This is a genomic window from Vibrio hepatarius (assembly GCF_018860525.1).
Classification (GTDB): Bacteria; Pseudomonadota; Gammaproteobacteria; order Enterobacterales; family Vibrionaceae; genus Vibrio; species Vibrio hepatarius_B.
The window spans coordinates 87,891-110,749 of the sequence record NZ_JAHKPM010000039.1; the positions used below are offsets into that span (position 1 = coordinate 87,891).

At 39.1% G+C, this 22,859-nt stretch carries 15 protein-coding genes and 2 pseudogenes; 7 read left to right on the forward strand and 10 right to left on the reverse strand.

Annotation, left to right across the window (positions count from 1 at the left end; all coding sequences use genetic code 11):
• The first annotated feature begins 13 nt into the window (after positions 1–13).
• On the forward strand, positions 14–1,069 hold the full coding sequence (gene glpQ, locus KO511_RS11230) for a glycerophosphodiester phosphodiesterase (RefSeq protein ID WP_215987519.1): 1,056 nt from the start codon (positions 14–16) through the stop codon (positions 1,067–1,069).
• 157 nt (positions 1,070–1,226) lie between these two features.
• Here glpQ and KO511_RS11235 read toward each other — a convergent pair whose 3' ends face one another.
• The 3 genes from KO511_RS11235 to KO511_RS11245 form a co-directional block, all read right to left on the reverse strand.
• Positions 1,227–2,192, reverse strand: a complete 966-nt coding sequence (locus tag KO511_RS11235; RefSeq protein WP_215987520.1) for a hypothetical protein — start codon at positions 2,190–2,192, stop codon at positions 1,227–1,229.
• A 328-nt stretch (positions 2,193–2,520) separates the two neighbouring features.
• Entirely contained in the window at positions 2,521–3,015 is a 495-nt protein-coding gene (ilvN, locus tag KO511_RS11240; protein ID WP_215987521.1) for an acetolactate synthase small subunit, read from the reverse strand.
• Between the two features lies 1 nt (position 3,016).
• Positions 3,017–4,741, reverse strand: a complete 1,725-nt coding sequence (locus KO511_RS11245; protein ID WP_215987522.1) for an acetolactate synthase 3 large subunit — start codon at positions 4,739–4,741, stop codon at positions 3,017–3,019.
• Positions 4,742–5,203: 462 nt separating this feature from the next.
• Here KO511_RS11245 and KO511_RS11250 point away from each other — a divergent pair, with 462 nt between their 5' ends.
• Together KO511_RS11250 and KO511_RS11255 are read left to right on the forward strand one after the other, a co-directional pair.
• The gene (locus KO511_RS11250) at positions 5,204–7,192 is read left to right on the forward strand and encodes an O-linked N-acetylglucosamine transferase family protein (RefSeq protein WP_215987523.1); all 1,989 of its coding nucleotides are present in this window, start codon (positions 5,204–5,206) and stop codon (positions 7,190–7,192) included.
• 271 nt (positions 7,193–7,463) lie between these two features.
• A pseudogene (locus KO511_RS11255) lies at positions 7,464–7,731 on the forward strand (IS5-like element ISVa1 family transposase); the annotation flags it as partial.
• A 515-nt stretch (positions 7,732–8,246) separates the two neighbouring features.
• On the opposite strand, the gene KO511_RS11260 reads toward KO511_RS11255, so the two are convergent.
• The 5 genes from KO511_RS11260 to KO511_RS11280 all read right to left on the reverse strand — a co-directional run bounded on the left by KO511_RS11260 (position 8,247) and on the right by KO511_RS11280 (position 13,640).
• A complete protein-coding gene (locus tag KO511_RS11260) occupies positions 8,247–8,876 on the reverse strand; it encodes a DUF6058 family natural product biosynthesis protein (RefSeq protein ID WP_215987524.1) in 630 nt (209 codons plus the stop codon).
• 131 nt (positions 8,877–9,007) lie between these two features.
• The gene (locus KO511_RS11265; protein WP_215987525.1) at positions 9,008–9,352 is read right to left on the reverse strand and encodes an antibiotic biosynthesis monooxygenase family protein; all 345 of its coding nucleotides are present in this window, start codon (positions 9,350–9,352) and stop codon (positions 9,008–9,010) included.
• Between the two features lie 120 nt (positions 9,353–9,472).
• Positions 9,473–11,278 (reverse strand): M3 family metallopeptidase, encoded by a 1,806-nt coding sequence (locus KO511_RS11270; protein ID WP_215987526.1) that lies wholly within the window; start codon positions 11,276–11,278, stop codon positions 9,473–9,475.
• Entirely contained in the window at positions 11,275–12,504 is a 1,230-nt protein-coding gene (locus KO511_RS11275; RefSeq protein ID WP_215987527.1) for an MFS transporter, read from the reverse strand. The genes KO511_RS11270 and KO511_RS11275 overlap by 4 nt, the downstream gene beginning before the upstream one ends.
• Before the next feature lie 17 nt (positions 12,505–12,521).
• Positions 12,522–13,640 (reverse strand): HesA/MoeB/ThiF family protein, encoded by a 1,119-nt coding sequence (locus KO511_RS11280; protein ID WP_215987528.1) that lies wholly within the window; start codon positions 13,638–13,640, stop codon positions 12,522–12,524.
• A gap of 774 nt (positions 13,641–14,414) precedes the next feature.
• Here KO511_RS11280 and KO511_RS11285 point away from each other — a divergent pair.
• Entirely contained in the window at positions 14,415–15,428 is a 1,014-nt protein-coding gene (locus KO511_RS11285; protein WP_215987529.1) for a cupin domain-containing protein, read from the forward strand.
• Between the two features lie 416 nt (positions 15,429–15,844).
• Positions 15,845–16,190, forward strand: a pseudogene (locus tag KO511_RS11290) (IS5-like element ISVa1 family transposase); the annotation flags it as partial.
• Between the two features lie 84 nt (positions 16,191–16,274).
• Here the strand turns inward: KO511_RS11290 and KO511_RS11295 are convergent.
• Entirely contained in the window at positions 16,275–18,080 is a 1,806-nt protein-coding gene (locus KO511_RS11295) for an AMP-dependent synthetase/ligase (RefSeq protein WP_215987530.1), read from the reverse strand.
• Between the two features lie 153 nt (positions 18,081–18,233).
• On the reverse strand, positions 18,234–19,193 hold the full coding sequence (gene leuO / locus KO511_RS11300; RefSeq protein WP_215987531.1) for a transcriptional regulator LeuO: 960 nt from the start codon (positions 19,191–19,193) through the stop codon (positions 18,234–18,236).
• Positions 19,194–20,113: 920 nt separating this feature from the next.
• On the opposite strand from leuO, the gene leuA reads away from it, so the two are divergent.
• Both leuA and leuB read left to right on the forward strand, forming a co-directional pair.
• The gene (gene leuA / locus KO511_RS11305; RefSeq protein WP_215987532.1) at positions 20,114–21,661 is read left to right on the forward strand and encodes a 2-isopropylmalate synthase; all 1,548 of its coding nucleotides are present in this window, start codon (positions 20,114–20,116) and stop codon (positions 21,659–21,661) included.
• Positions 21,662–21,719: 58 nt separating this feature from the next.
• On the forward strand, positions 21,720–22,811 hold the full coding sequence (gene leuB, locus KO511_RS11310; RefSeq protein ID WP_215987533.1) for a 3-isopropylmalate dehydrogenase: 1,092 nt from the start codon (positions 21,720–21,722) through the stop codon (positions 22,809–22,811).
• The last annotated feature ends 48 nt before the right edge of the window (positions 22,812–22,859 follow it).

Sequence of the window (22,859 nt, forward strand, 5' to 3'; positions counted from 1 at the left end):
AAGGACAACAACAATGAAAACTTTTTCTCTTACAACAACCTTTTTAGCGCTAAGCTTATCCGCTGGCGCTATCGCCAAGCCTCTTGTTATTGCCCACCGTGGCGCTTCTGGTTACTTACCAGAGCACACGCTAGAAGCTAAAGCTTTGGCCTATGCGATGAAACCTGACTATATAGAACAAGACGTCGTCATGACCAAAGACGATCAACTGGTTGTGCTGCATGATCATTATCTAGACAGAGTGACAGACGTGGCAGAGCGCTTCCCAGACAGAGCCCGCAAAGATGGTCGTTACTACGCGATTGACTTTACCTTGGCAGAGATCAAAACGCTTAAAGTCACTGAAGGGTTTAAGCTCGATGACAAAGGCGACAAAGTAGCAGGCTACCCGACACGTTTCCCAATGTGGAAGTCAGACTTTAGCGTACCAACTCTTGCAGAAGAAATTGAGCTTATTCAAGGGCTAAATAAAACGCTTGGCTACGATATTGGTATCTATCCAGAAATCAAAGCGCCTTGGTTCCACCGCCATGAAGGTAAAGACATCTCCTCAGCAGTCCTTAAAGTGCTTAAGCAATATGGTTATGACACTCAAGATGACAAAATCTATCTGCAATGTTTTGACGCTAACGAGCTAAAACGTATCAATGATGAACTGATGCCAAAAATGGGCATAGATCTCAAACTGGTTCAATTGATTGCTCACACAGATTGGAATGAAACCATGGTTTATCAGGGCGATAAAGCAACGCCTTACAGCTACGACTGGATGTTTAAACCCGGCGCAATGAAAGAAGTTGCCAAATACGCGGAAGGCATTGGCCCATGGAAACCTATGTTAGTCGATGATAAATCCACTAAGAATAACATCATCATCAAACCACTGATGAAAGAAGCGAAAGACGCTGGATTAGATGTTCATCCCTATACTTTCCGCGCCGATCCTGGTCGCATCCCCGCTTACACAGATAGCTTTGAAGGCATGATGGATATTTTCTACAATCAAGTAAAAGTCGATGGTTTATTCACTGACTTCCCAGATAAAGCGGTGAGCTTTTTAAACCAATAATCTTTCTTTAGCTAACCAATCAGCGCCTGCGACACTTATCTTTATTCGGTTCAAGGGTGTTTGGTTGGTTTATAAAATATACAAAGCTTATATTGAGCAATGACACATTAATAAAGGGAGCGATAAACAAAGCAATATAATCAAGCACTTCTAAGGTTTAGTGTTTCAATAAAGTGATGTCTTTCTCCAATTTTATTAAACTCATACTACCTAGAGGAAAGTTAATTTTAACTATAAAAGATAGAAAAAAATCAGAGCCAAGCAATCCATCCATTTTAAATCGTTTGTCAATAGGGTAGAGGATAGAATCAGATTTGAAATTAGCGACATTCCCAACATTGAAACTATTGACACCTCCAATATTGAAATCATAGAATATTTTTTTACAATCAATTTTTGGTCCTAAATCAAAATCACAATGCTCTATTTTTTCTTTGGGGTCTACTTTACTAGAGACAAATATAGATTCTGAAGCTCCTGTATCCAATGACATCAAGTAATTTTTATACTTAGATTTTAAGGATATAGTAATACCTTCCTCTTCATCTTCACCTTCCTCTTCATCTTCATCTTCATCTTCATCTTTGAATGGAAATAAAAATAAGTCATCAATTTCAAATTTATTTTTATAGTCTTCTACAATAAGATTTTTACCAATATAGTCAATTGTTATTAACTTATCTTTAAACAGACCTCTCCCTATAACAACTTCATGCAACTTCTCATTTTCTGCTTCCGACCCGATAGAAACATCCCAAGGTTGAAAATCAACGCCATTTATATTCTCAAAAGACATACAATCAATGGACATATTTGGTATATAAAACAACATATTATTGTTAATTTCACCGTTGATATTGATTGTTTTTTCTACATCACCTGTGTATTTCAGTTGAGGAAAATATTTTATATCTTTCTTAGGTATATGAATAGAGTAGGATGAGCCTAAATCAAACAATGCCTTATATTCTCTTTTATCTATAATTAGAGTCAAATAAGGAATATTAAACTTGTCCAGCTTTAATGGGATTTCAATCTTGTTGCAAATTTCAGAAGAAAGTGCAGTACTAATAATACTAAAGAAAAGCACTATAAGAAAAAAAACATTACCGAAAATTAACATCTTAGATTTGTTATTACTTGAAAAATAGATTTGATCTTATAACGAAACAATAAGTAAAAATGTATTATTTTTAAGAATATCATACAATATTATATATTCACATACATTTATATATCAATCCAAAAAATAACGACAGATTTTATTAATGACATAGTTGAAAATAATTTATAATTCTCAAGAAAAATTAATATCATCCGAATTACTAGGTGGTTTTATCTATCAAATACTCCATCCTAAAGAGATAAAGTTACTAATTATAATTTCCTAGTAAAAAGCACCTTAGCCACTATGGGAAGCTAAGGCGTTTTATCCAAGGCTTATATTTAAGTTATGCTTTAAGTGCTCTTTCACCGCGTGCAATACCCACCACACCACTTCTTGCAACTTCAATCACTTCCGTTACTTCTGAGATAGCTTGGATAAAAGCATCGAGCTTTTCACTGGTGCCCGCTAACTGAACCGTATATTGTGAAGCGGTGACATCAACAATCTGGCCACGGAAAATATCGGCGGTGCGTTTTACTTCTTCGCGTGCCAAGCCGCTGGCTTTTACTTTAACCATCATGAGCTCACGCTCAACATGCTCAAACTCAGTCACTTCTTGCACTTTTAGTACATCAATCAGCTTGTTAAGCTGCTTCTGAATTTGCTCTAACTGCATATCATTAGATATAGTGGTGATGTTTAAACGTGATAAGGTTTCGTCATCAGTTGGCGAAACCGTCAAAGACTCAATGTTGTAGCCACGCTGTGAGAACAGACCCACTACCCGAGATAATGCGCCCGGTTGGTTTTCCATTAGCAATGAAATAATGTGTCTCATCTTAAGTTCTCTCCGTCTTGCTTAACCACATCTTGTCCATACCCTCGCTTTTGATCTGCATTGGATATACATGCTCAGTCTCATCAACATTGATATCAACAAATACCAGTTTGTCTTTCATATCTAATGCTTGTTTGAGTCCTGACTCGAGTTGATCTGGCGTCTCGATCCGGATCCCCTCATGTCCATAGGCTTTAGCAATGGCGACAAAATCAGGCACAGAGCTCATATACGAGTTCGAGTGTCTCCCTTGGTAAACAATATCCTGCCACTGCTTCACCATACCAAGAAATCGGTTATTGAGATTTATGATTTTGACGGGGATGTCATATTGCATTGCCGTCGATAGCTCCTGAATATTCATCTGAATACTGCCATCGCCAGTAACAACTACGACTTCTTCTTCTGGTTTAGCAAACTTAACGCCTAAGCCTGCTGGAAAACCAAAGCCCATAGTGCCAAGTCCACCGGAGTTAATCCAACGACGTGATTTATTAAACGGATAATAGAGCGCAGCGAACATTTGATGCTGTCCAACATCAGAAGCAACGTAAGCGTCTCCATTGGTCAGCTTGTAGAGCGTCTCAATCACTTGTTGCGGCTTGATACGCTCAGAGGACTTTTCATAAGACAGGCACTGACGATCACGCCACGTTTGGATATCGTCCCACCAGTTTTGTAAAGCCTGACTATCATTGGTCGCGCCCTGATCTTCCAATAAAGATAACATGCTTGATAATACTTTTTCTGCCGATCCCACTATCGGCAGATCGGCCTTAACATTCTTAGAAACTGAAGACGGATCAATATCAATGTGCATGACTTTAGCATTAGGACAATACTTTTCTAGATTGTTAGTTGTTCTATCGTCAAATCGCACTCCAACGCCAAAAATAAGATCGGCATTGTGCATCGCCATATTGGCTTCGTATAATCCGTGCATACCCAGCATACCAAGAGCATTTTTATGAGTACCCGGAAAAGCGCCAAGCCCCATAAGAGTACTAACCACTGGGAGGCTTAACTGCTCAGATAACTTTAGAAGGTATTCGTCTGCTTGGGAAATAACCGCGCCGCCACCTACATATAAGACAGGTTTTTTAGCAGCAAGTAGCGCTTTAAGACCTTTTTTGATTTGTCCTTTATGCCCTGCAGTGGTCGGTTTATATGAACGCATAGACAAGCTGGCTGGGTATTCATAAGGCAGTTTATTTTGTGGGCTTAAGACATCCTTTGGCAAGTCAATAACCACAGGGCCGGGACGACCGGTTGTGGCGATATAAAAAGCCTTTTTCATGATTTCGGGAATATCTTGCGTTTGTTTTACTAAGAAGCTGTGTTTAACAATAGGTCTAGAAACACCAACAATATCACACTCTTGAAACGCATCATTACCAATAAGGTTATTGGGTACATTACCTGAAATAACAATCATAGGAATGGAGTCCATGTAGGCCGTTGCAATCCCTGTTACCGTATTAGTTGCGCCCGGACCTGAGCACACCAGCACCACGCCAGCTTTGCCTGTAGCGCGCGTATAACCATCAGCCATGTGAGTCGCCGCTTGCTCATGGCGAACAAGGACATGTTTGATTTGCTCAGTCTTAGCATGCAAAGCATCATAAATATCTAAAACAGATCCACCAGGGTAACCAAAGATTTGTTCAACACCTTCCTCGATCAGAGACTGAACAACCATCTCCGCACCGGACAACATTACTGCCATACTTATCTCCTCGCCAACTCTCCAATTGATAAGGTCAATCAATGGGGCTGGGTTTACATAGTCTAGGGCTTATTCGTAGCCTAATCGAAATACTTCCACTTTTTCGGCTATGCCTTGCTGTGATGTAACACAAAACAAGTTCGAGCAACAAATGTAACGTTTTCTTAAACAATGATCTAATCAAATTTAGATCTCACTTTAAACAAGATGCTACAGATTGAGGTGTGGGCAGTGAATCAAGCTAATCAGTTATCAGTATTTAGATGGTCATGTCAGACTATAAGTATATTTAGACAAAAATTTTATATTTTGTGTTTGAGTGAAACGTGTCCTTTAGTCTTGGATAAGCAGATTTTTGTGAAATAAATGGATTATTTACTCCACTGGAAAAGCGTTCACTTTATTCAACTAGGTCTCATGTTAGAGTATCTACAAGCGATAACTCACCACTAAGAATCAAGCATGGCCTCAGAAACAGCACTCAATGAAACCATCGAGAGACTTATCGAGCAATATAATCAAGGTCAAGTAAACCTGGTATTAAAACAAGCTCAAGCACTGTCTCTACAGCACCCGAATAACAGCATGATTTGGAATATTCTAGGTGTGGCAAGTAAAAGTGTGGGAGAGATGGATCAGGCTCTTGAGGCATTTGAGCAGGTTATCGACTTATGCCCTGAAAATGTTGGCGGCTATAATAATTTAGCTGTCGTACTTAGGGATAAAGGTAAACTTCAAGAAGCGCTTGAGTATTATCAAAAGGCGTTAGCACTCAAGCCTGATTATGCTGAGGCACACAACAACAAGGGCGTGGTGCTTAGAGACCTTGGCAATCAAAAAGACGCTGTAAAAGCTTATCAGCAGGCGCTTACAATAAACCCAGATTATGCAGAAGCGCATAATAACTTGGGCATTATCTTTCAAGAACAAGACAAGCTAAAGCAAGCGTACGAATGTTATATGAAGGCTTTATCACTCAAACCAAACCACGTTGAAGCCTATGATAACTTAGGAGCGGTACTTGAAAAACAAGATAAGCCAGAGCTGGCGGTCATGGCATATCAAAAAGCCCTCACCTTAGACCCACACATGAAATCTGTAAGGCTAAAAAAGCTATATCAACAAGCAAGGCTTTGCGATTGGCCCGCCATGGAGGAAGACATACCTAAGGTTGAAACTCTCGGCATCCAAGGTAAAGCCGTCTCTCCTTTCGCAGCACTAACCTTTGAAGACTCACCACTAAGACATCGACTTCGTTCTGAACAATTCGTTAAATCCAAACACCTAGTGTGCGATTTACCACAGATAGCCAAGCCGAGGCAAAAATCCAGTCGACTTCGCATTGGCTATTTCAGCGCTGATTTTCATGACCACGCCACCATGCATCTCATGTCTAAAGTCTTTGCCCTGCACGACAGAGAAAAGTTCGATGTCTACGCTTATTCTATTGGCCCTAATACGGGTGATGAGATCAGGAAGAAAGCGCCTGACTTATTTGATGTTTTTCATGATGTAGCTAAGTTAAGCGACCTAGAGATCGCAAAACTTGCAAGAAAAGATAGGATTGATATTGCGGTTGATCTTAAAGGCCATACCCGAGATGGGCGTTTAGGTATTTTTGCCAAGCGGCCAGCAGCGTTGCAAATCAGCCATGTTGGCTACCCAGGAACCACTGGTGCTGATTTTATCGACTATCTCATCGCCGATTCATACCTTATCCCGCAAGAGCAAAGACCTCATTATACCGAGAATATTATTTATCTACCCAACAGCTACCAACCCAATAATAACACTCGCCTAATCCCTAAATGTTCATCGACTAGACAAGAGTTGGGTTTGCCCGATAAAGGGCTCGTCTTTTGCTGCTTCAACAGCCCATATAAACTCTCCCCCAAAGAATTTGATATCTGGATGAATGTATTAAAAAAGGTAAAAGGAAGTGTTCTTTGGCTGTTTAGCAACAATCCCCATGTGCAAAGAAATCTAAAGCAGCATGCCGAGCAAAGAGGTGTAAATAGTGAACGCTTGATCTTCGCCAAACCTTTGCAACAAGAGCAACATTTAGCCAGATATCAACATGCTGATATTTTCTTAGATACCTTTAATGTCAACGCCCATACAACGGCAAGCGATGCGCTTTGGGCTGGTGTCCCTGTCGTCACCAAATCAGGACAAGGCTTTGCTGCCAGAGTCTCGACAAGCTTGCTTCATGCTGTAGGATTACCTGAACTTGTCACACATACAAACGAAGAGTATCTGCAGGTAATTTTGCAACTCGCTAACCAGCCTGAAAAACTCGCAGAAATCAAACAAACTCTTACTAGTCAACCAATGTCTAAACCATTATTTGATACTGAGCGATATACTCAAAATTTAGAAAAAGCGTATATCATGGCTTATCAAGATTATTTTGACCAAAAATCTTACACAGATATTTGGGTAACGGAGTAATACTTTACTAAATCGAGTAAACCGAGTTGTCAACATAAAAATCCCTCAAACCATTTTAGTTGGAACATTTGAGGGATTTTAAGATTTGAAAGGGCGTTGTTGCCTAAATCAGTTGAACCTTTTCTAAGTCCTGCGATCTGATCATTTGTAATGGTTAGAGCGGTGGCAATATGGGTAAGGCGAAAAAGAAAATAACTAATTGGGAGCAATACAATAATAAGGCTTTTTGCAGCCGCGGTTCTGTTACGTTTTGGATAGATGATTCAGCCATGAAACTAACGAGGCAATTAGTGCAGAAGTCAGTCTCGTGAGTATTGGCGATAGCACTGCCAACATTACTCAACCCTTTGCGCAGAAAGTTCCATAGTGTATCTGCCGATAGAGCCTATGACACAAAGAGTTGCCATGAAACTCTGAAAAGCGGGACAATGACGGAGTGGAAATCCGAGTCTGGTTATCACTATTACTCAATATCTGAGACCGCCATATCTCGATATAAAGGACTAACTAGATGTAAATTGAGCTGGAGATGTTATAACCGTGATTCCGCACCTAATTCAGGTATTTTAAAATGTGATACGAAACACGATTTTTGACCTAGTTTGATTGGAGTCGTGATTTCAGAGCTAAATAGTGCTAATAATGTAAGGTTGAGTAAAAATACATCTAACCACCTTATATTCAAGTGGATATTGTTTGATATTTTTTAGTGAGTTTACTGAGCAGGGTGTAACATTGCAAAGTCTATATCTTCTTCGAAAAAGCTGCTAAATGCTTCGAAAATAATTGCAAAAACACCTGCGGAATCTTGGTTATAACGCTCAAGTGGGTGAAATCATGTCGAATGTCAGAGCGATAAACAAAGACATAGGACTAGGCATGCTTGTTCGAAGCTAACAATGAGCCACATATGGCGTTGTTGACCTTCAAGCTGATTTGATCGACAACGCCGTATCGACTCAATAGATTTAGATGTAACGCAAAATTAAATGGATAATTATGACTTTTTTAGCACTAAAATACGCTTTATTTTATAGTGACTACAATATCTATTTCAAAAACGATACTCACGATTCACTTCATCAATTAAACGATATCTAGAGCTTTTTACTCTTTCATGAGGAGCAAACAGTGCGCTTGACTCATCAAGTAAGTCTACTGCGCGCTTCAATTGGGCCAGCTCCAACTTTGTTGGTGATTCAAGTTCTGAAAGTTCGTTAATTTGAATAATAGCAAGCTCTTTTGCTGCAATATGTTCAGGCAACCCTGACTTTGTGCAAAGACCATAAATACCGTCAAGGAAATATCCCCACTCTTGCTCAATATGCTCTTGAATATAAGCATTTAGCTTCACATTCATTGATGTGAACCCTTGATTTTTTAAATTTCCAAGTGCTTCTTTATATCGCTTAGAAAATACGGAGAATATTTTTTCTTTTTCTTCAAGCGATTGTACAATACCCAACCAGGCGAGGTAGCCTTTTGCGTAGTACTCAATTTCTTGAGTGTCTTCATGTAATCCAAAAAATGAATCACACTCAAGCGTAAGTTTTAGCTTATATGAGCATTTTGGCATGACACCAGCTTCTTGATAGCGTGCCAGTGCTTGCTCACTCACTTGTGCCTGAGTTAGTAGCTCAGATTTTGTTATCAAATATTCGTTTAAGTATTTTATTAGTTCCATTGACTTTTATCTCATTGAAGATGCGCAAGCATATTATTTTTTACGCTATTGTGAATTAATTTAATCTGCTGAAAGTCAGCACAACATAACTATTAAAGGCTTGCAGGCATAAAGGTAATTTACGACAATGACTATCTATGTGCTTGTAAGCTATCCGCTGGCGCGTCATTACGCTCATTTAGCCCGTAATCTCTAGTGACGTGAGCAACTCTTAATCGATAATTTTTAAATACACTTTCTCGGCCTTTCGACTGAGCGCTTCGGTGTACTTCTAAATTACGCCATTGTTCTACCGCAGCTTCACTTTGCCAAAAAGACAGTGACAATATTTTTCTTTCATCAGTTAGACTTTGAAACCGTTCTACAGAAATAAATCCATCAATCTGTGACAGGCATGCTTTGAGTTCACTGGCGATGTCTAAATACTCAGCCGTTTGGCCATCAGCGATTTTTACTTCAAAAATTACAGCTATCATTGTCATCCTTCCTTCTATTCTTTTTGTTCACAGATAAGTAACTTTGCTGATCACACTTTCCTGCGCATCATTGGCATGCATGAGCAAACTAAAAGCAATAGTACAGGGGTAATAAATGTTTCATTGTGTAGTCGCATTCAAAGTTGTTAAAAATCTAGATAATAAGTCGGTTGAATGGAAGCGCCCGTTATTGCACAAGAAAGTCGCTTTGAGCGCATTACCGATTTCATTGAGCCGATTGGTATTTATAGCTTGTGTGATAGCTTGTGAAAGAGTATTGGCAACCGACTCCGACCATAGATATGTGTAATATTTACCTTCATAGCCATGTGAAAAGAGGTGAGCAATATTGTTGTAAAAACGAAAATTTGATGAACACACTCTTACATCCATCAGGTCATAAACTTGTGTGCGAACGTTTTCCAGCACATGTGTGTCATATTGCGATTCATGACTGTGGATGATCAAATCAAATAACGCGAATTCAACATCTTTTATCTTTTTGATAAGCCGATGTACTTTGTGATTATGGATTAATTTAGTTAACTCCTCACTCTGACTGCGTGATAGATTCTGTGGTGCTATTTCCTGCAAAAACCGCAGACTATACGTTAATAGCTCAAATGCAGTACTCGGTATTTCAATTTCGTCAACGCATACATCTTTGTAGTCGAGTGGCAGAGGGCCTTCGCTAAGAGAGAAAATGGCATGCATTGCATGGCCAAACTCATGCATTAATGTGGCTAAGTCATTAAATGTAAAGTACCCATTACTGTGCTCTACATTGCAAGCAATCATTACGCTATAATCGTTGGTTGAGGTAAAATCATAGAAGACATCCACAAAGCTGCCATCAAGGTCATGACAAAGTTGTATTGAAAGGCATATTTTTTGATGTTTCAGGCCATCTAGAGTTATGTGCCAAATATTATTTGCCGTTCTCTTGATGTGTTCTTTAAAGCCAAATGTAGCACTCAAAAATTCAATAATATTGCTCAATGTTTTAGATATTGGGAAATACGTTTGTTCAATACCAGTACTACCTAACGGATAGAGTTGGTAAAGAAAGTGAACAATATCCTGACCACCAAAGTTTCCTTGTGTATCCAGTGCCTCTTTTTCTACTTGGTCAATTATGGCTGAAATTTCGCCTGCGTGTTCATGCCAATGCTCGGTGACAAAATTTAATGGCAGGCTGTTCACTGGGGATTGGCTAGACAGCATGTCTAAAAAGCTACGATATCCTAGTCGCTTCGCATCAGCTCTTCTTTGCTCTAAAATTTCGAGGGCTATATAGGTGTTATCAAATGCGCCTTCATTTCCTAATTGGCAGTAAAGTTCATAGACAAGCTTTCGCTTCTCAGTGCTAGTACAGTTTTTGAAACAGTGCTTAATCAGTGCATTGCTAAATGTTGCACTGTCTTCAAAGTCGCTCCCAAATATATTTTTCAGTTGTTTATAATGATTTTGTGCAATAGCTTTTCTGTTGTTGAAGAGATTAAGAACATATTGCTGTTCTAGATCTTGCTGCTCAGCCGGTTTTACATAGTTAGTACCGAAGAGTTCTATTTTTCGCTTCTCCCATGCATCGATGAGTATGGGATCCACAAAGTTATGCTCTTTTTTGAACTGAACCAAAAGATCGGCATGATTATTGGCTATTTCTTGATAGTCAAGTAGCATTGCGATAATTGCTTCAAAATCAGATTCTGGTAATGCACAGTATTCTTGATAGAAACACAACTCACGAAAAGTACTCTTTATAGCCAACTCACTGGTGATCAAAGCAGCAAATTCTTGTTTTGCTTGACCAAATGCTTGTTGCTTTAACATATGACTTAGCGCATTTATTTGACGCTTTGCTTCATCAATGAGCGGTGGTAATCCTTCTTGCAATGCTTTAAATTGATGTACAGGAGCTATCATGCTGACTCCTCAATGTTACTCTTTGCCTGTTTCTTTTGGTTAAGCAGCATAAATACCGCTAAGAGCGAAGCAATGCCCATAAAGCCTGTTGCACCTAGCTTTAATGCATCTGCCCCATTATCAAAATGATTAATCAGCAATCCGCCTTGCATAGCACCTAACGGAACGCACAATAAAACCATAGAGCGTGTAACAGCGACAACTATGCCTATTTTCTCTTTTGGAACAACTTTTTGTCGTAACGTAAAGTAAGCAATCACAATAATTGAGTTAAAGAAGTTAACCCCACCCCAAATAGTACCTAATACCTGCGCACTATTAGCAAAATGGATAAAGGCAAAGCAACACATGCTGCCAATCGCAGCCAAAGACACCGAGTTATATTCACCATACTTTTTAACAATATAACGAGCGGAGAAACTGCCAGCTAACGCGCCTATACCTGCCAAAGAGTAAGCGAACCCAACTTCATTCTCAGAAGCGAGAAGATCTTCTTTCAAAAGATACATGAAGTTCGAATAGAACATACTAATCGCGATATTTACGAATACAAACATAATGCACAAATTTCGAACTTCTTTAATACTTACGGCTAGATTAAAGCCCTCAACTATCTGGGCCCAAACTTTTTTAAGGCCTGTGTGTTCTGTTTCATCAGTATGTGTAGTGGCATAACTCACTTTGATAGTTGAAATTAACAGCGCTGAAAACGCAAAAGAAAATACATTAATAGCGATGGCATGATTAAGTGAAAATGTAGAGATAATTAACACACTTAATGTTGGCACAACAACCATCAAACTATTGTCTATACCCCGCATCAGGGAGTTGGCTTTAATATAATCGTCCTCGTCAATGATTTGAGTTACTATAGATTGATGTGCAGGGATGTAAAACGCACTAATCATGGACATAGAGAAAGCGAAAATAATCGCAAATAATGTGTCTAAGTTCAGGTATGTAATGGAAATTAAGAAGGCGAGGGATAGCAGAGCACACACGGCATCCCCAAAGACTAGGATTTTCTTCCTATCATATTTATCAGCGGCGACACCGCCAATCAGAGTAAATATTATGGTTGGAATATAAGTAATGGCATACGACATTGCCATATATAAAGCCGAGCCAGTGTCTTTATATATAGCAAGAGGAATGATAAGTTTATAAAACCAATCACTCATCACAGTGGCAAAATATGCACAGGTTAACCTTGTAAGATTAGACATCAGCTAACTCACCTTCTTTAAGAGCCGCAAACAGGGCAATCAGGTTGTTTTTCCCATTGCTCGACGACCTTTGTTTCAACATTTTTGAAACAGATTTGCGTAAGCTTGTTAGTGTAAGAAGGAGAACCTATGTTTGTTAAAATCTTGACAACTTCAGTCACCATTGCGCCTGAAACAAATGAAACTAGCGGGATAATTGCTGGCCACGAGTAAGGTGTTTCAAACTGAGTATGAGTTGTGTGCTTGTCTTCGTGCACAGCTTTGCTCAAACTACTTTCTTCATTTGCCTGAGAGCGCCAACAGCGTACACATCCAGAATCACCTGGAACGACACTATAAAATACACCACGGTTAACGCTTAATCCTCCAGAAATAAAAGGAATTTTATTCTTAACACACGCTTCATTCATCCAAATTGGCATTTTCATTCTCGGTTTATCCGCAACGCCAATCACAAGATCGCAACCTTGAATGAACTCGGACAGCTGTTCCATTGACTCAAATTTTTGTTGAGAGATATCTGTTTGCATTTGTGGGTAAAAATCTTTGATTCGCTTTTCAGCAGTTTCTGACTTTATGCTTCCGACGTCAGATTCTTTATATAGAATTTGTCGATTTAAGTTGGATTGTTCGATTCTATCAAAATCTGCAGCTACAACATTCTTGATACCGATGGCTGCGAGACTAAGAATAATATTTGATCCTAAACCGCCCAAACCCAGTAAGCAGACTTTTGCCTCTTGCAGTCTAGCTTGAATAGCGTATTTGTTTTCAGTCAATGATAACAGTGAGCCGAAGAAATCAAAATTTCTGCACCATCTATCGATAACATCCTGAGAGATATAGTTTAACTTATTTAAATTAAAGTAGTTGTCTTCTAACAACCGCATTTGGTCCAGTTGTTCAATAGCCTCTAAAACGTCTTCATGTTTTTTTTGGGGGAGTTCCGTGCATACAAGATCGGAAATTTGCATGATTGTGTTTTGACCATTCATGGCAGCGTGTAAGCTTTTCAGAAAATCTAGAGATCCTTCTAATAAATAGCTATCTTCGCCATGGGAAAGAATAATTTTGTCTGCAAGGAAGGTTTTTTCTACAGTTGGTTTAAAAATCGGTAAGCAGTGCTCTGAGTACATATCATTTTCTCAGTTTTAATTATTGTAAGTTACGGCCAATTTCGATATGTTAGTATTTTTTAATAAGAGAAATATGGCACTATTCATTTGTAGCTTATAGGCCTCACGTAAGAGTGAGGCCTAACTTAAATTAACCTACTTCTTGCTCAGAAGAACGGCTTACTTTTACTTTAGTAAAATTCATGTTCAACTCCTTATAATTTTATAATTGGTATTTATGCACTAAAGAGGTTAGTCATACGGCGAGTTAGCTATAAAACCCCTCTTATTATTACTGTGAATTTAATATCACTGAGATAGTTATTTAGGATTAACCTACTTCTTGCTCAGAAGAACGGCTTACTTTTATTTTAGTAAAGTTCATGTTCAACTCCTTATAATTGATATTATGCACTAAAAAGGTTAGTCATACGGCGAGATAGCTATAAAACCCCTCTTATTATCTCAGTTAATTTAATTTCACTGAGATAGTGACTTGGGATTAACCTACTTCTTGTTCAGAAGAACGGCTTACTTTGACTTTGGTAAAATTCATGTTCAACTCCTTTTATTATATAATTTAACTTCGTCAAGAAAATATTTAAAACTTTATTGAAATTAATAAATTAAATATTCTTGAGCTATTAATTTATATAAAAATAAAGATACAAGTCAATTATTTATTTTAAAAAATTTATTTTTTTTATTTAAATAAATAACATACTGATATAGTTGACATATATTATAAGTTTGTTTACCTTACTTTCCTTTAATTAAGAAACAAGGAGAGGGTCTATGCAGGTCATTTCAAATTCAGAGTTGAAAGTAATTACGCATGTAGATAATTCTGGAGAAAGCATTTATGTAGGCGAGGTACAACCATTTAACTCTAACGAGCTGTTAAAATCATTCTTGCAACACAAAAAAAAAACTAACTTTACATTTGTAAAACTTAAAAAGGGAGAGACTCACAAACCTCATGTTCACGACTGTGACAGCATGTTAATTGTTACTAACGGGAAGGCTACGTTAACTGGGGATTTGACTCAGGCAGTTTCAAATGGGTCTGTGATATGTATCCCTGCTGGTAAATTGCATGGATTTACTTGTCATTCTGATACAGACTTCATGGGTATTTCAATTCAATTTTCTCAAGCCGGATTATTTGATGATGGAGATAATCCAAATATTAATTTTTCATATACAGAAAGATTGATTGAGCATAATGAAAAAAAATGTGAGGATTTTAAGCAATCTCCTTTTTTCAAGCTCATTAGTCAAGGTATTTTAAAAGAAGAGAACAGTAAATCTACTTTCTATTCTAATCTCAGAATGTGGTCTGATAAATTTCAAGAAATCCTCTTCGCAAGACAAATGTCGGCACAAAATGAAAGCTTTAAAAATATATTCGCTGAGCATTTGGTCGAAGAGTTTGGACATAATAAATTAATTACAGAAAAAAATAAGTGGGACCCCATTATAGAAGCATGCAGCGACTGGTTCATTCTGAAAATGTTGCAGCTTGATAATGATGAAAAGCTAGTTGTGACTCACATGGTACTGGAGCTGTGTGGCGATGTTTTTCATACTGAAGCTGCTGCTGGTTATACAAATGAACAAAAACTTAGTGACGAGTATATGACCTTACATGCCCATCTAGATGAAGGACATTCACAAATGGGGGTAGAGCTCCTAAAAATTAATAGTAAAGAAGACTATGAGCGCTTTATTAAGTTAGCAAATCAATCATGGAAAATGCTTGAATTAATATTAAATCGAGTTGCGGAACTAACAATCAATGAACTATAAAATATAGTGTCAATTTTCAATTAGCTCTGTGCTGTAAATTTTGATTGACTAATCCCTTAAATTTATCATCACTATAGCCGAGTATAGTTAATATAGAGTCATTTTCTAGTGAGCAGAAGGCAACTCAATTACTTTGGCGTTTGGATTATCTTACAGTCTAAAACTTGTAAGGATAGGTTTATTCATATAGATATTGCTTTTTTAGCATTTATAATATTAGAAAATTTTTAATTAGCGTCACTTTTTGACTAAATCAGTTGAACCTTTTCTAAATCCTGCGATCTGATCATTTGTAATGGTTAGAGCGGTGGCAATATGGGTAAAGCGAAAAAGAAAATAACTAATTTGGATCAATACAATAATAAGGCTTTTTGCAGCCGCGATTCTGTTACGTTTTGGATAGATGATTCAGCCATGAAACTAACGAGGCAATTAGTGCAGAAGTCAGTCTCGTGAGTGTTGGCGATAGCACTGCCAACATTACTCTACCCTTTGCGTAGAAAGCCCCATAGTGTATCTGCTGATAGAGGCTATGACACAAAGAGTTGCCATGGAACTCTGAAAAGCGGGACAATGACGGAGTGGAAATCCGAGTCTGGTTATGACTATTACTCAATATCTGAGACCGCCATATCTCGATATAAAGGACTAACTAGATGTAAATTGAGCTGGAGATGTTATAACGCTTAAGTGGGTGAAATCATGTCGAATGTCAGAGCGATAGACAAAGTCATAGGACTGGGCATGCCTGTTCGAAGCTAACGATGAGCCACATATGGCGTTGTTGACCTTCAAGCTGATTTGATCAACAACGCCGCATGAAAGTACAGTGTTTCGAGTGAATGATTATTTCACTGCATCATCACGGTACATCTCTTCAATTTCATCTTGGTATTTCTCGTTGATGACTTTGCGGCGAAGCTTCTGAGTCGGAGTCAGCTCACCGGCATCCATTGAAAATGCTTTGGGTAACAGCTTAAACTTCTTCACTTGCTCGAACTTCGCCAATTCTTTTTGCAAGCCATTCACTCGGCGCTCTAGCATTTCCACTATTTGATGATGCTTAATCAATTCAATACGGTCATGGTATTTAATATTAAGTTCTTTCGCGTATGTTTCAAGACTGTCAAAGCAAGGTACAATGAGAGCAGAAACAAATTTACGAGTATCAGCAATTATTGCAACTTGTTCAAAAAAATGATCTTTTCCGATAGTGCCTTCAACCAACTGAGGCGCTATATACTTACCTCCAGATGTTTTCATTAGCTCCTTAATGCGATCGGTAATGAAAACGTTGCCTTTCTCGTCAATATGACCTGCATCTCCCGTTTTTAGAAAGCCATGCTGATCAAACGCTTCTGCCGTTTCTTTGGGCATCTTGTAATAACCGCGCATCACCATTGGGCCTCGAACCAATATCTCACTGTTGTTACCAATTTTAACCTCAGCACCAGGCATTGAAGTGCCTATTGACTCAGGTTGAAAACGGTCATCACTCCAACACGATACAGTTGCCGTGGTCTCTGTCATCCCATAACCAAGCTTTATATTGATGCCAATAGCATGAAAAAAACGACCAATCGACTCATCCAATTTTGCTCCACCACATGGCATAAAGTTAATACGCCCTCCAAGTAAAGAGCGGAGCTTAGACAATACAAGGTGATCGGCCAACTGGTGAGACTTTCTCAGCAACAAGGCTGGTTTTCTACCTTCTTGCTGACATACCGCCACTTTAGCCCCCATATTAATAGCCCATGTAAACAACAGTTTTTTGGTAATCGATGCTTTCGAAACCCTATCGTGAATAGCAGAAAATATCTTTTCATAAAATCTCGGAACCGCGCACATTACTGTCGGCTGGATTTCATTGAGAGCCTCACGAACTTGCATCGTATCCTGTAAATAGCAATTAGTACCGCCACGATAAAGAGTATAAAAAGTCCAAGCTCGTTCAAAAACATGGGACAAAGGTAAGAAACATAATGACACATCATTATGAGTTAGACTTAATCTCTTATCATGTCCTTCAAGCTGCGCCGCTACATTATGGTAATCCAGCATCACTCCTTTAGGCTGCCCTGTTGTCCCAGACGTGTATATTAGAGTGAGTAAGTCATCAATATTTGCATCCGCTAAGCGTTGTTCGAGTTCAGGCTGTTTATTGTTTTGAAGACGAGTAATAAACCCCTGCCAACTGCAAGCAAAATCAAATTGCCCAATATCAACTTCACCTGACATAGCAACGACCAGCTCTAACTTTGGACATTGCTCAAAGACACTCACTGCTGCATCAAATTGAGATTGTTCACCGACAAAAAGGATACGCACATCCGCATTATCCAGAATATATCCTGCCTGATTTGCAGTATTGGTTGGGTAAATGGGAACGGTAACTGCACGAACTTGAAGGGCTGCTAGATCCGCAATAGTCCAATTGGGCATGTTATTGGCAAAAATACCAATTTTATCTTGAACTTTAATACCGTGCGTCAACAATGCCAAGGATAACGCATCAAGTTGAATGCCAAACTGCCTCCAAGTGATGCCATTCCACCCGTCACTCTGTTTATATTTCAGAGCGACTCGATCACCATGGGTGCAAACCTGCTGACGAATTTTTTTAACAATATGAAAATCTAAGTTAGCCATGTCCCTACCTTTCGCTCACGCCTGTAAGCTTTTAGAGCGCACAAGTGTACATTTAGGTAAAGAAAAGGCAACTGAAGGGGGTAAAAGTTGGCAATTGAAATGTAAAAAACCTTGAATAACGACAAATCATCCAAGGTTTATCAATAGATTTAGTTACACTTGTGCAATAACTTCGCCACAAATCATCATTAGTTGATCACGAAGCCATATATGACCTTTGTCTTTTTCGCTTGATTCATGCCAGCTTAAGAAACCACTAATTTTAGCGTTTTCAAATGGGAAATCTAGAATTTGTAGCTGCTCTTCATTGGCGGCATTTTCAACCATCCAACGAGGCGCTATCGTAACAAGTTCAGATTGGCCAACCACATACAAAACATTACTCAAGCTAGTACCTTCATAATAAGCTTGTACGTCAAGATCACGATATGCTTGCTCAGAGAAACTACGTTGCCCATGAACACGAGATAATTTAGCGTGACGTTCTTCTCTTAGTTGCTCAGCCATAACTTGCTGTTGAATACGTGGATGCGATTTAGACGCCACGACTACCAATTCATCTTGAAAGATTTCTGTACTTGAAAAGCCTTGTTCATCAAAACGAGCATAATCAATCACAAAATCAATTTCCTGATAGCGCATTCTTTCTGCCAATTGGCGATCAAACTCTGCATCTAAATGAAGCTGCACGTTTGGCGCTTGTTCATGAATAGTCGACATGATTTTAGGCGCAAAGCGCATATCACATGGGCTACATATAGCGAGTTTGAACAAACGCGTCGATGTTTCTGGTGAGAAAATAGAGCTTGGTAATTCATTGCGAATCAGCTGAAGTGCCTGGCGAACAGGACCAAATAATAAGCGAGCACGTTGAGTGGGCTGAATGCCTCGGCCCTGACGCATAAATAGCTCATCATTAAACATCACTTTCAAGCGCGCAACTGCATTACTTACAGCAGGCTGGGACATACCTAAGTTGTGTGCAGCACGAGTAATATTTTGCTCCTGCATAACCGCATCAAAAACAGTTAGAAGGTTTAGATCTACTCCTCGGAGAGTACTTTCCATTCGGTAGCTGGCAATAGCACTCATAGATTCTTTTTTCTCAATCATCACGAAGCCTCTTTTCTTGTATTCGTCAATGTAAATAATTTTTAAATGAATTTGGTTGGGAATAGATAACCAATTTTTCGTTATATTTGCCCGTCAGATATGTCACAACGGATCATTACTATCAACGAATCATTCATTGATTGGCAACCCGATTGATAATTAATCAGTATTTTTCATCTGAATGATAAATTTAATTAATAAATTCAAGTACTTAAATAAAACATAAAAAAACATAAATTAATAATGACATAAAATTTTGAGTAATTAATTAAGTTGGGGAATAGGTACTAAGTGACAAAAAGAATCATTTACATGAAAAATAATTCCTATGTTAAATGCAAAGCCTACATAAATACCTCTACTGAATGCTCAACCGATTTACTAAACTCGAAAGAAGTTGTTTGTTTGCCTAAATTAACTTTTTAGCCGTCAATAGACTCTTATAACAATGGCATTCTAAGCGCACCAACCTTCCCTTAGCACTTTCAATTGACTCACTTCACTATCATATTCACTGTATATTTTTGCATTCAGGTGAAGAATATCATCCGTATCATCTATCTATTGATCTTTATCTAACAGCTGCTCATCGACTTCTAGCTCATCGCATAACGCTTATTTTCGTATTAGTTAATAAAAAGTACTTTTAGACTTGACGTCTACACCAGAGTGCGGTACTAATTTGTTAACTTAATTTTGTGGTTAATTTAACGCTTTAAAGGATCCGTTAACAATGTCCAAGCATTTTTTACTTCTGCTGAGCCTCCTCCTTATCGTGAACAAATCACGCGGGTAGGCTGTGGAAAAATAACCACAACAAGATTTTAAAAGCCCGCATCTCGATGCGGGCTTTTTTGTACCTAAATACCGGAAGAAAACGATTCACTGTGTGAACATAGAAAATCAGGAAGGAAGCGAATATGAACGATCAGGTCATTATTTTCGACACCACGCTACGTGATGGCGAGCAAGCGTTGTCAGCAAGTTTAACAGTTAAGGAGAAACTGCAAATTGCCTATGCGCTTGAAAGGCTTGGAGTTGATGTGATTGAAGCAGGCTTTCCTGTCTCTTCTCCTGGCGACTTTGAATCTGTGCAAACTATCGCCAAACACATAAAAAACAGCCGTGTTTGTGCACTCTCTAGAGCCGTAGTAAAAGATATTGATGCGGCAGCTGAGGCTTTAAAAGTCGCTGAGCAATTTCGAATTCATACCTTCATTTCTACTTCTACCATCCATGTTGAGGATAAACTACGCCGCAGCTACGATGATGTGGTTGAAATGGCAGTTAAGGCTGTTAAACATGCTCGTCAATATACCGATGATGTAGAGTTTTCTTGTGAAGACGCAGGCAGAACACCGATTGATAATTTATGTCGTATGGTTGAAGCGGCGATCAATGCTGGTGCAAGCACCATCAATATCCCCGATACCGTTGGCTACACTGTACCTAATGAGTTTGGTGCCATTATCCAAACATTGTTCAACCGTGTACCCAATATTGATAAAGCCATTATCTCAGTGCATTGCCATGATGATTTAGGTATGTCTGTTGCAAACTCTATTGCCGCAGTTCAAGCTGGAGCTCGTCAAATAGAAGGTACTATTAATGGCATTGGAGAGCGTGCCGGTAATTGTTCTCTAGAAGAAATAGCCATGATAATCAAAACTCGTCAGGAATTTCTGGGCGTCCATACCGGCCTTAAATATGATGAAATTCATCGCACCAGCAAGTTAGTCAGCCAGCTTTGTAATATGCCAATACAGAGTAACAAAGCGATAGTAGGCTCTAATGCATTCAGCCACTCTTCGGGCATCCACCAAGATGGTATGCTAAAAAATAAAAATACCTATGAAATCATGACGCCAGAATCAATAGGGCTTAAAAATCAAGCATTAAATCTTACCAGCCGAAGCGGAAGAGCCGCGGTAAAAAGTCATATGGACGGCATGGGTTACAAAGAAGAAGAATATAGCTTAGATGCCTTGTATGAAGATTTCTTGAAATTAGCAGACCGAAAAGGACAAGTGTTTGACTACGATTTAGAAGCTTTGATGTACTTCTCTAATCTGCGTGAAGAAAACGACTTCTACAAATTAAATTATCTAAGCGTTCAGTCTGGCAGCGTCATGGCAACGACGAGCATAAAGTTGCTATGTGGTAACGAGGAGAAATGCGAAGCAGCAGTTGGAAATGGCCCTGTAGATGCACTTTATCAATGTATCTATCGCCTGACTGGATATGATATCGTGCTAGACAAGTTCGATCTGACTGCCAAGGGTGAAGGTGAAGATGGATTAGGACAAGCTGACATTATTGCCAACTACAAAGGCCGTAAATATCACGGTACTGGCGTTTCAACTGACATAGTAGAAGCATCGGGACAAGCTCTACTTCATGTTATCAACAGTATTCAACGCGCAGATAAAGTTGCAGAGATAAAACAAAAAAAGATCGCAACAGTATAAATAAAGCCTAGAAGCCGAAGTCGCTCCTAGACATAAAGTATCAAATTTAAGGAAGCTCATGACAGACAAATCATACAAGATTGCCGTTCTACCAGGAGACGGCATTGGACCAGAAGTAATGGTGCAGGCGAACAAGGTCTTGGATGCAATCGAAGAAAAACATTCCATTCAGTTTCATCGCACCGAACATGATGTCGGCGGTATTGCGATTGATAACCATGGATGCCCACTACCAGAGAGTACAGTGGCAGCTTGTGAAGGATCCGATGCTGTCCTTTTCGGTTCAGTAGGAGGTCCAAAATGGGAACACTTGCCGCCAAATGACCAACCTGAGCGTGGGGCTTTACTGCCTTTACGTAAGCACTTCCAACTTTTTTGTAACTTACGTCCAGCTCAAATACATCAAGGTCTCGAAGACTTCTCTCCTCTGCGCTCCGATATTTCACAGCGTGGCTTTGATATTGTCGTCGTTCGCGAATTGACCGGTGGCATCTATTTTGGTCAGCCGAAGGGCCGCGAAGGTGAAGGAGCGAATGAAAAAGCTTTTGATACTGAGGTTTATCATCGCTTTGAAATAGAGCGTATTGCTAAAATTGCCTTTGAATCTGCGCGCTTACGCGATCAAAAAGTGTGTTCAATCGACAAAGCAAATGTACTACAAAGCTCTATCTTATGGCGTGAAGTTGTTGAGGAAGTTGCGCAAAGTTATCCAGACATTGAGCTTTCTCATATGTATATTGATAACGCCACCATGCAATTAATCAAAGACCCCGCTCAATTTGACGTGATGCTTTGCTCTAATATCTTTGGCGATATCATTTCTGACGAATGCGCGATGATCACAGGCTCTATGGGTATGCTGCCCTCAGCCAGCTTAAATGAAAGCAAGTTTGGCTTATACGAACCAGCAGGTGGAAGTGCACCAGATATCGCAGGTAAAAATATTGCTAACCCGGTCGCTCAAATCCTTTCTGCCGCTCTTATGCTGCGGTACAGCCTAGGTGAAGAAACCGCTGCTCAAGATATTGAAACAGCCGTATCAAAAGCATTATCTGCAGGCGAACTCACCTCTGACTTGGCAGGTAGTAAGCCAGCGCTATCAACCGCAGAGATGGGCGATAAGATCGCCGAGTACATTTTAAATTCATAATAATTATTCGCTCTTGGCAAGCCGTTGTCAGGAGCTATACACAGGATC

Coding starts and splice junctions, on each gene's coding strand:
- KO511_RS11285 (WP_215987529.1), top strand. CDS start 14,415: ATGCAGGTCATTTCAAATTCAGAGTTGAAAGTAATTACGCATGTAGAT.
- leuA (WP_215987532.1), top strand. CDS start 20,114: ATGAACGATCAGGTCATTATTTTCGACACCACGCTACGTGATGGCGAG.
- KO511_RS11250 (WP_215987523.1), top strand. CDS start 5,204: ATGGCCTCAGAAACAGCACTCAATGAAACCATCGAGAGACTTATCGAG.
- KO511_RS11270 (WP_215987526.1), bottom strand. CDS start 11,278: ATGATAGCTCCTGTACATCAATTTAAAGCATTGCAAGAAGGATTACCA.
- KO511_RS11235 (WP_215987520.1), bottom strand. CDS start 2,192: ATGTTAATTTTCGGTAATGTTTTTTTTCTTATAGTGCTTTTCTTTAGT.
- KO511_RS11275 (WP_215987527.1), bottom strand. CDS start 12,504: ATGTCTAATCTTACAAGGTTAACCTGTGCATATTTTGCCACTGTGATG.
- KO511_RS11260 (WP_215987524.1), bottom strand. CDS start 8,876: ATGGAACTAATAAAATACTTAAACGAATATTTGATAACAAAATCTGAG.
- glpQ (WP_215987519.1), top strand. CDS start 14: ATGAAAACTTTTTCTCTTACAACAACCTTTTTAGCGCTAAGCTTATCC.
- leuB (WP_215987533.1), top strand. CDS start 21,720: ATGACAGACAAATCATACAAGATTGCCGTTCTACCAGGAGACGGCATT.
- ilvN (WP_215987521.1), bottom strand. CDS start 3,015: ATGAGACACATTATTTCATTGCTAATGGAAAACCAACCGGGCGCATTA.
- leuO (WP_215987531.1), bottom strand. CDS start 19,193: ATGATTGAGAAAAAAGAATCTATGAGTGCTATTGCCAGCTACCGAATG.
- KO511_RS11280 (WP_215987528.1), bottom strand. CDS start 13,640: ATGTACTCAGAGCACTGCTTACCGATTTTTAAACCAACTGTAGAAAAA.
- KO511_RS11295 (WP_215987530.1), bottom strand. CDS start 18,080: ATGGCTAACTTAGATTTTCATATTGTTAAAAAAATTCGTCAGCAGGTT.
- KO511_RS11265 (WP_215987525.1), bottom strand. CDS start 9,352: ATGATAGCTGTAATTTTTGAAGTAAAAATCGCTGATGGCCAAACGGCT.
- KO511_RS11245 (WP_215987522.1), bottom strand. CDS start 4,741: ATGGCAGTAATGTTGTCCGGTGCGGAGATGGTTGTTCAGTCTCTGATC.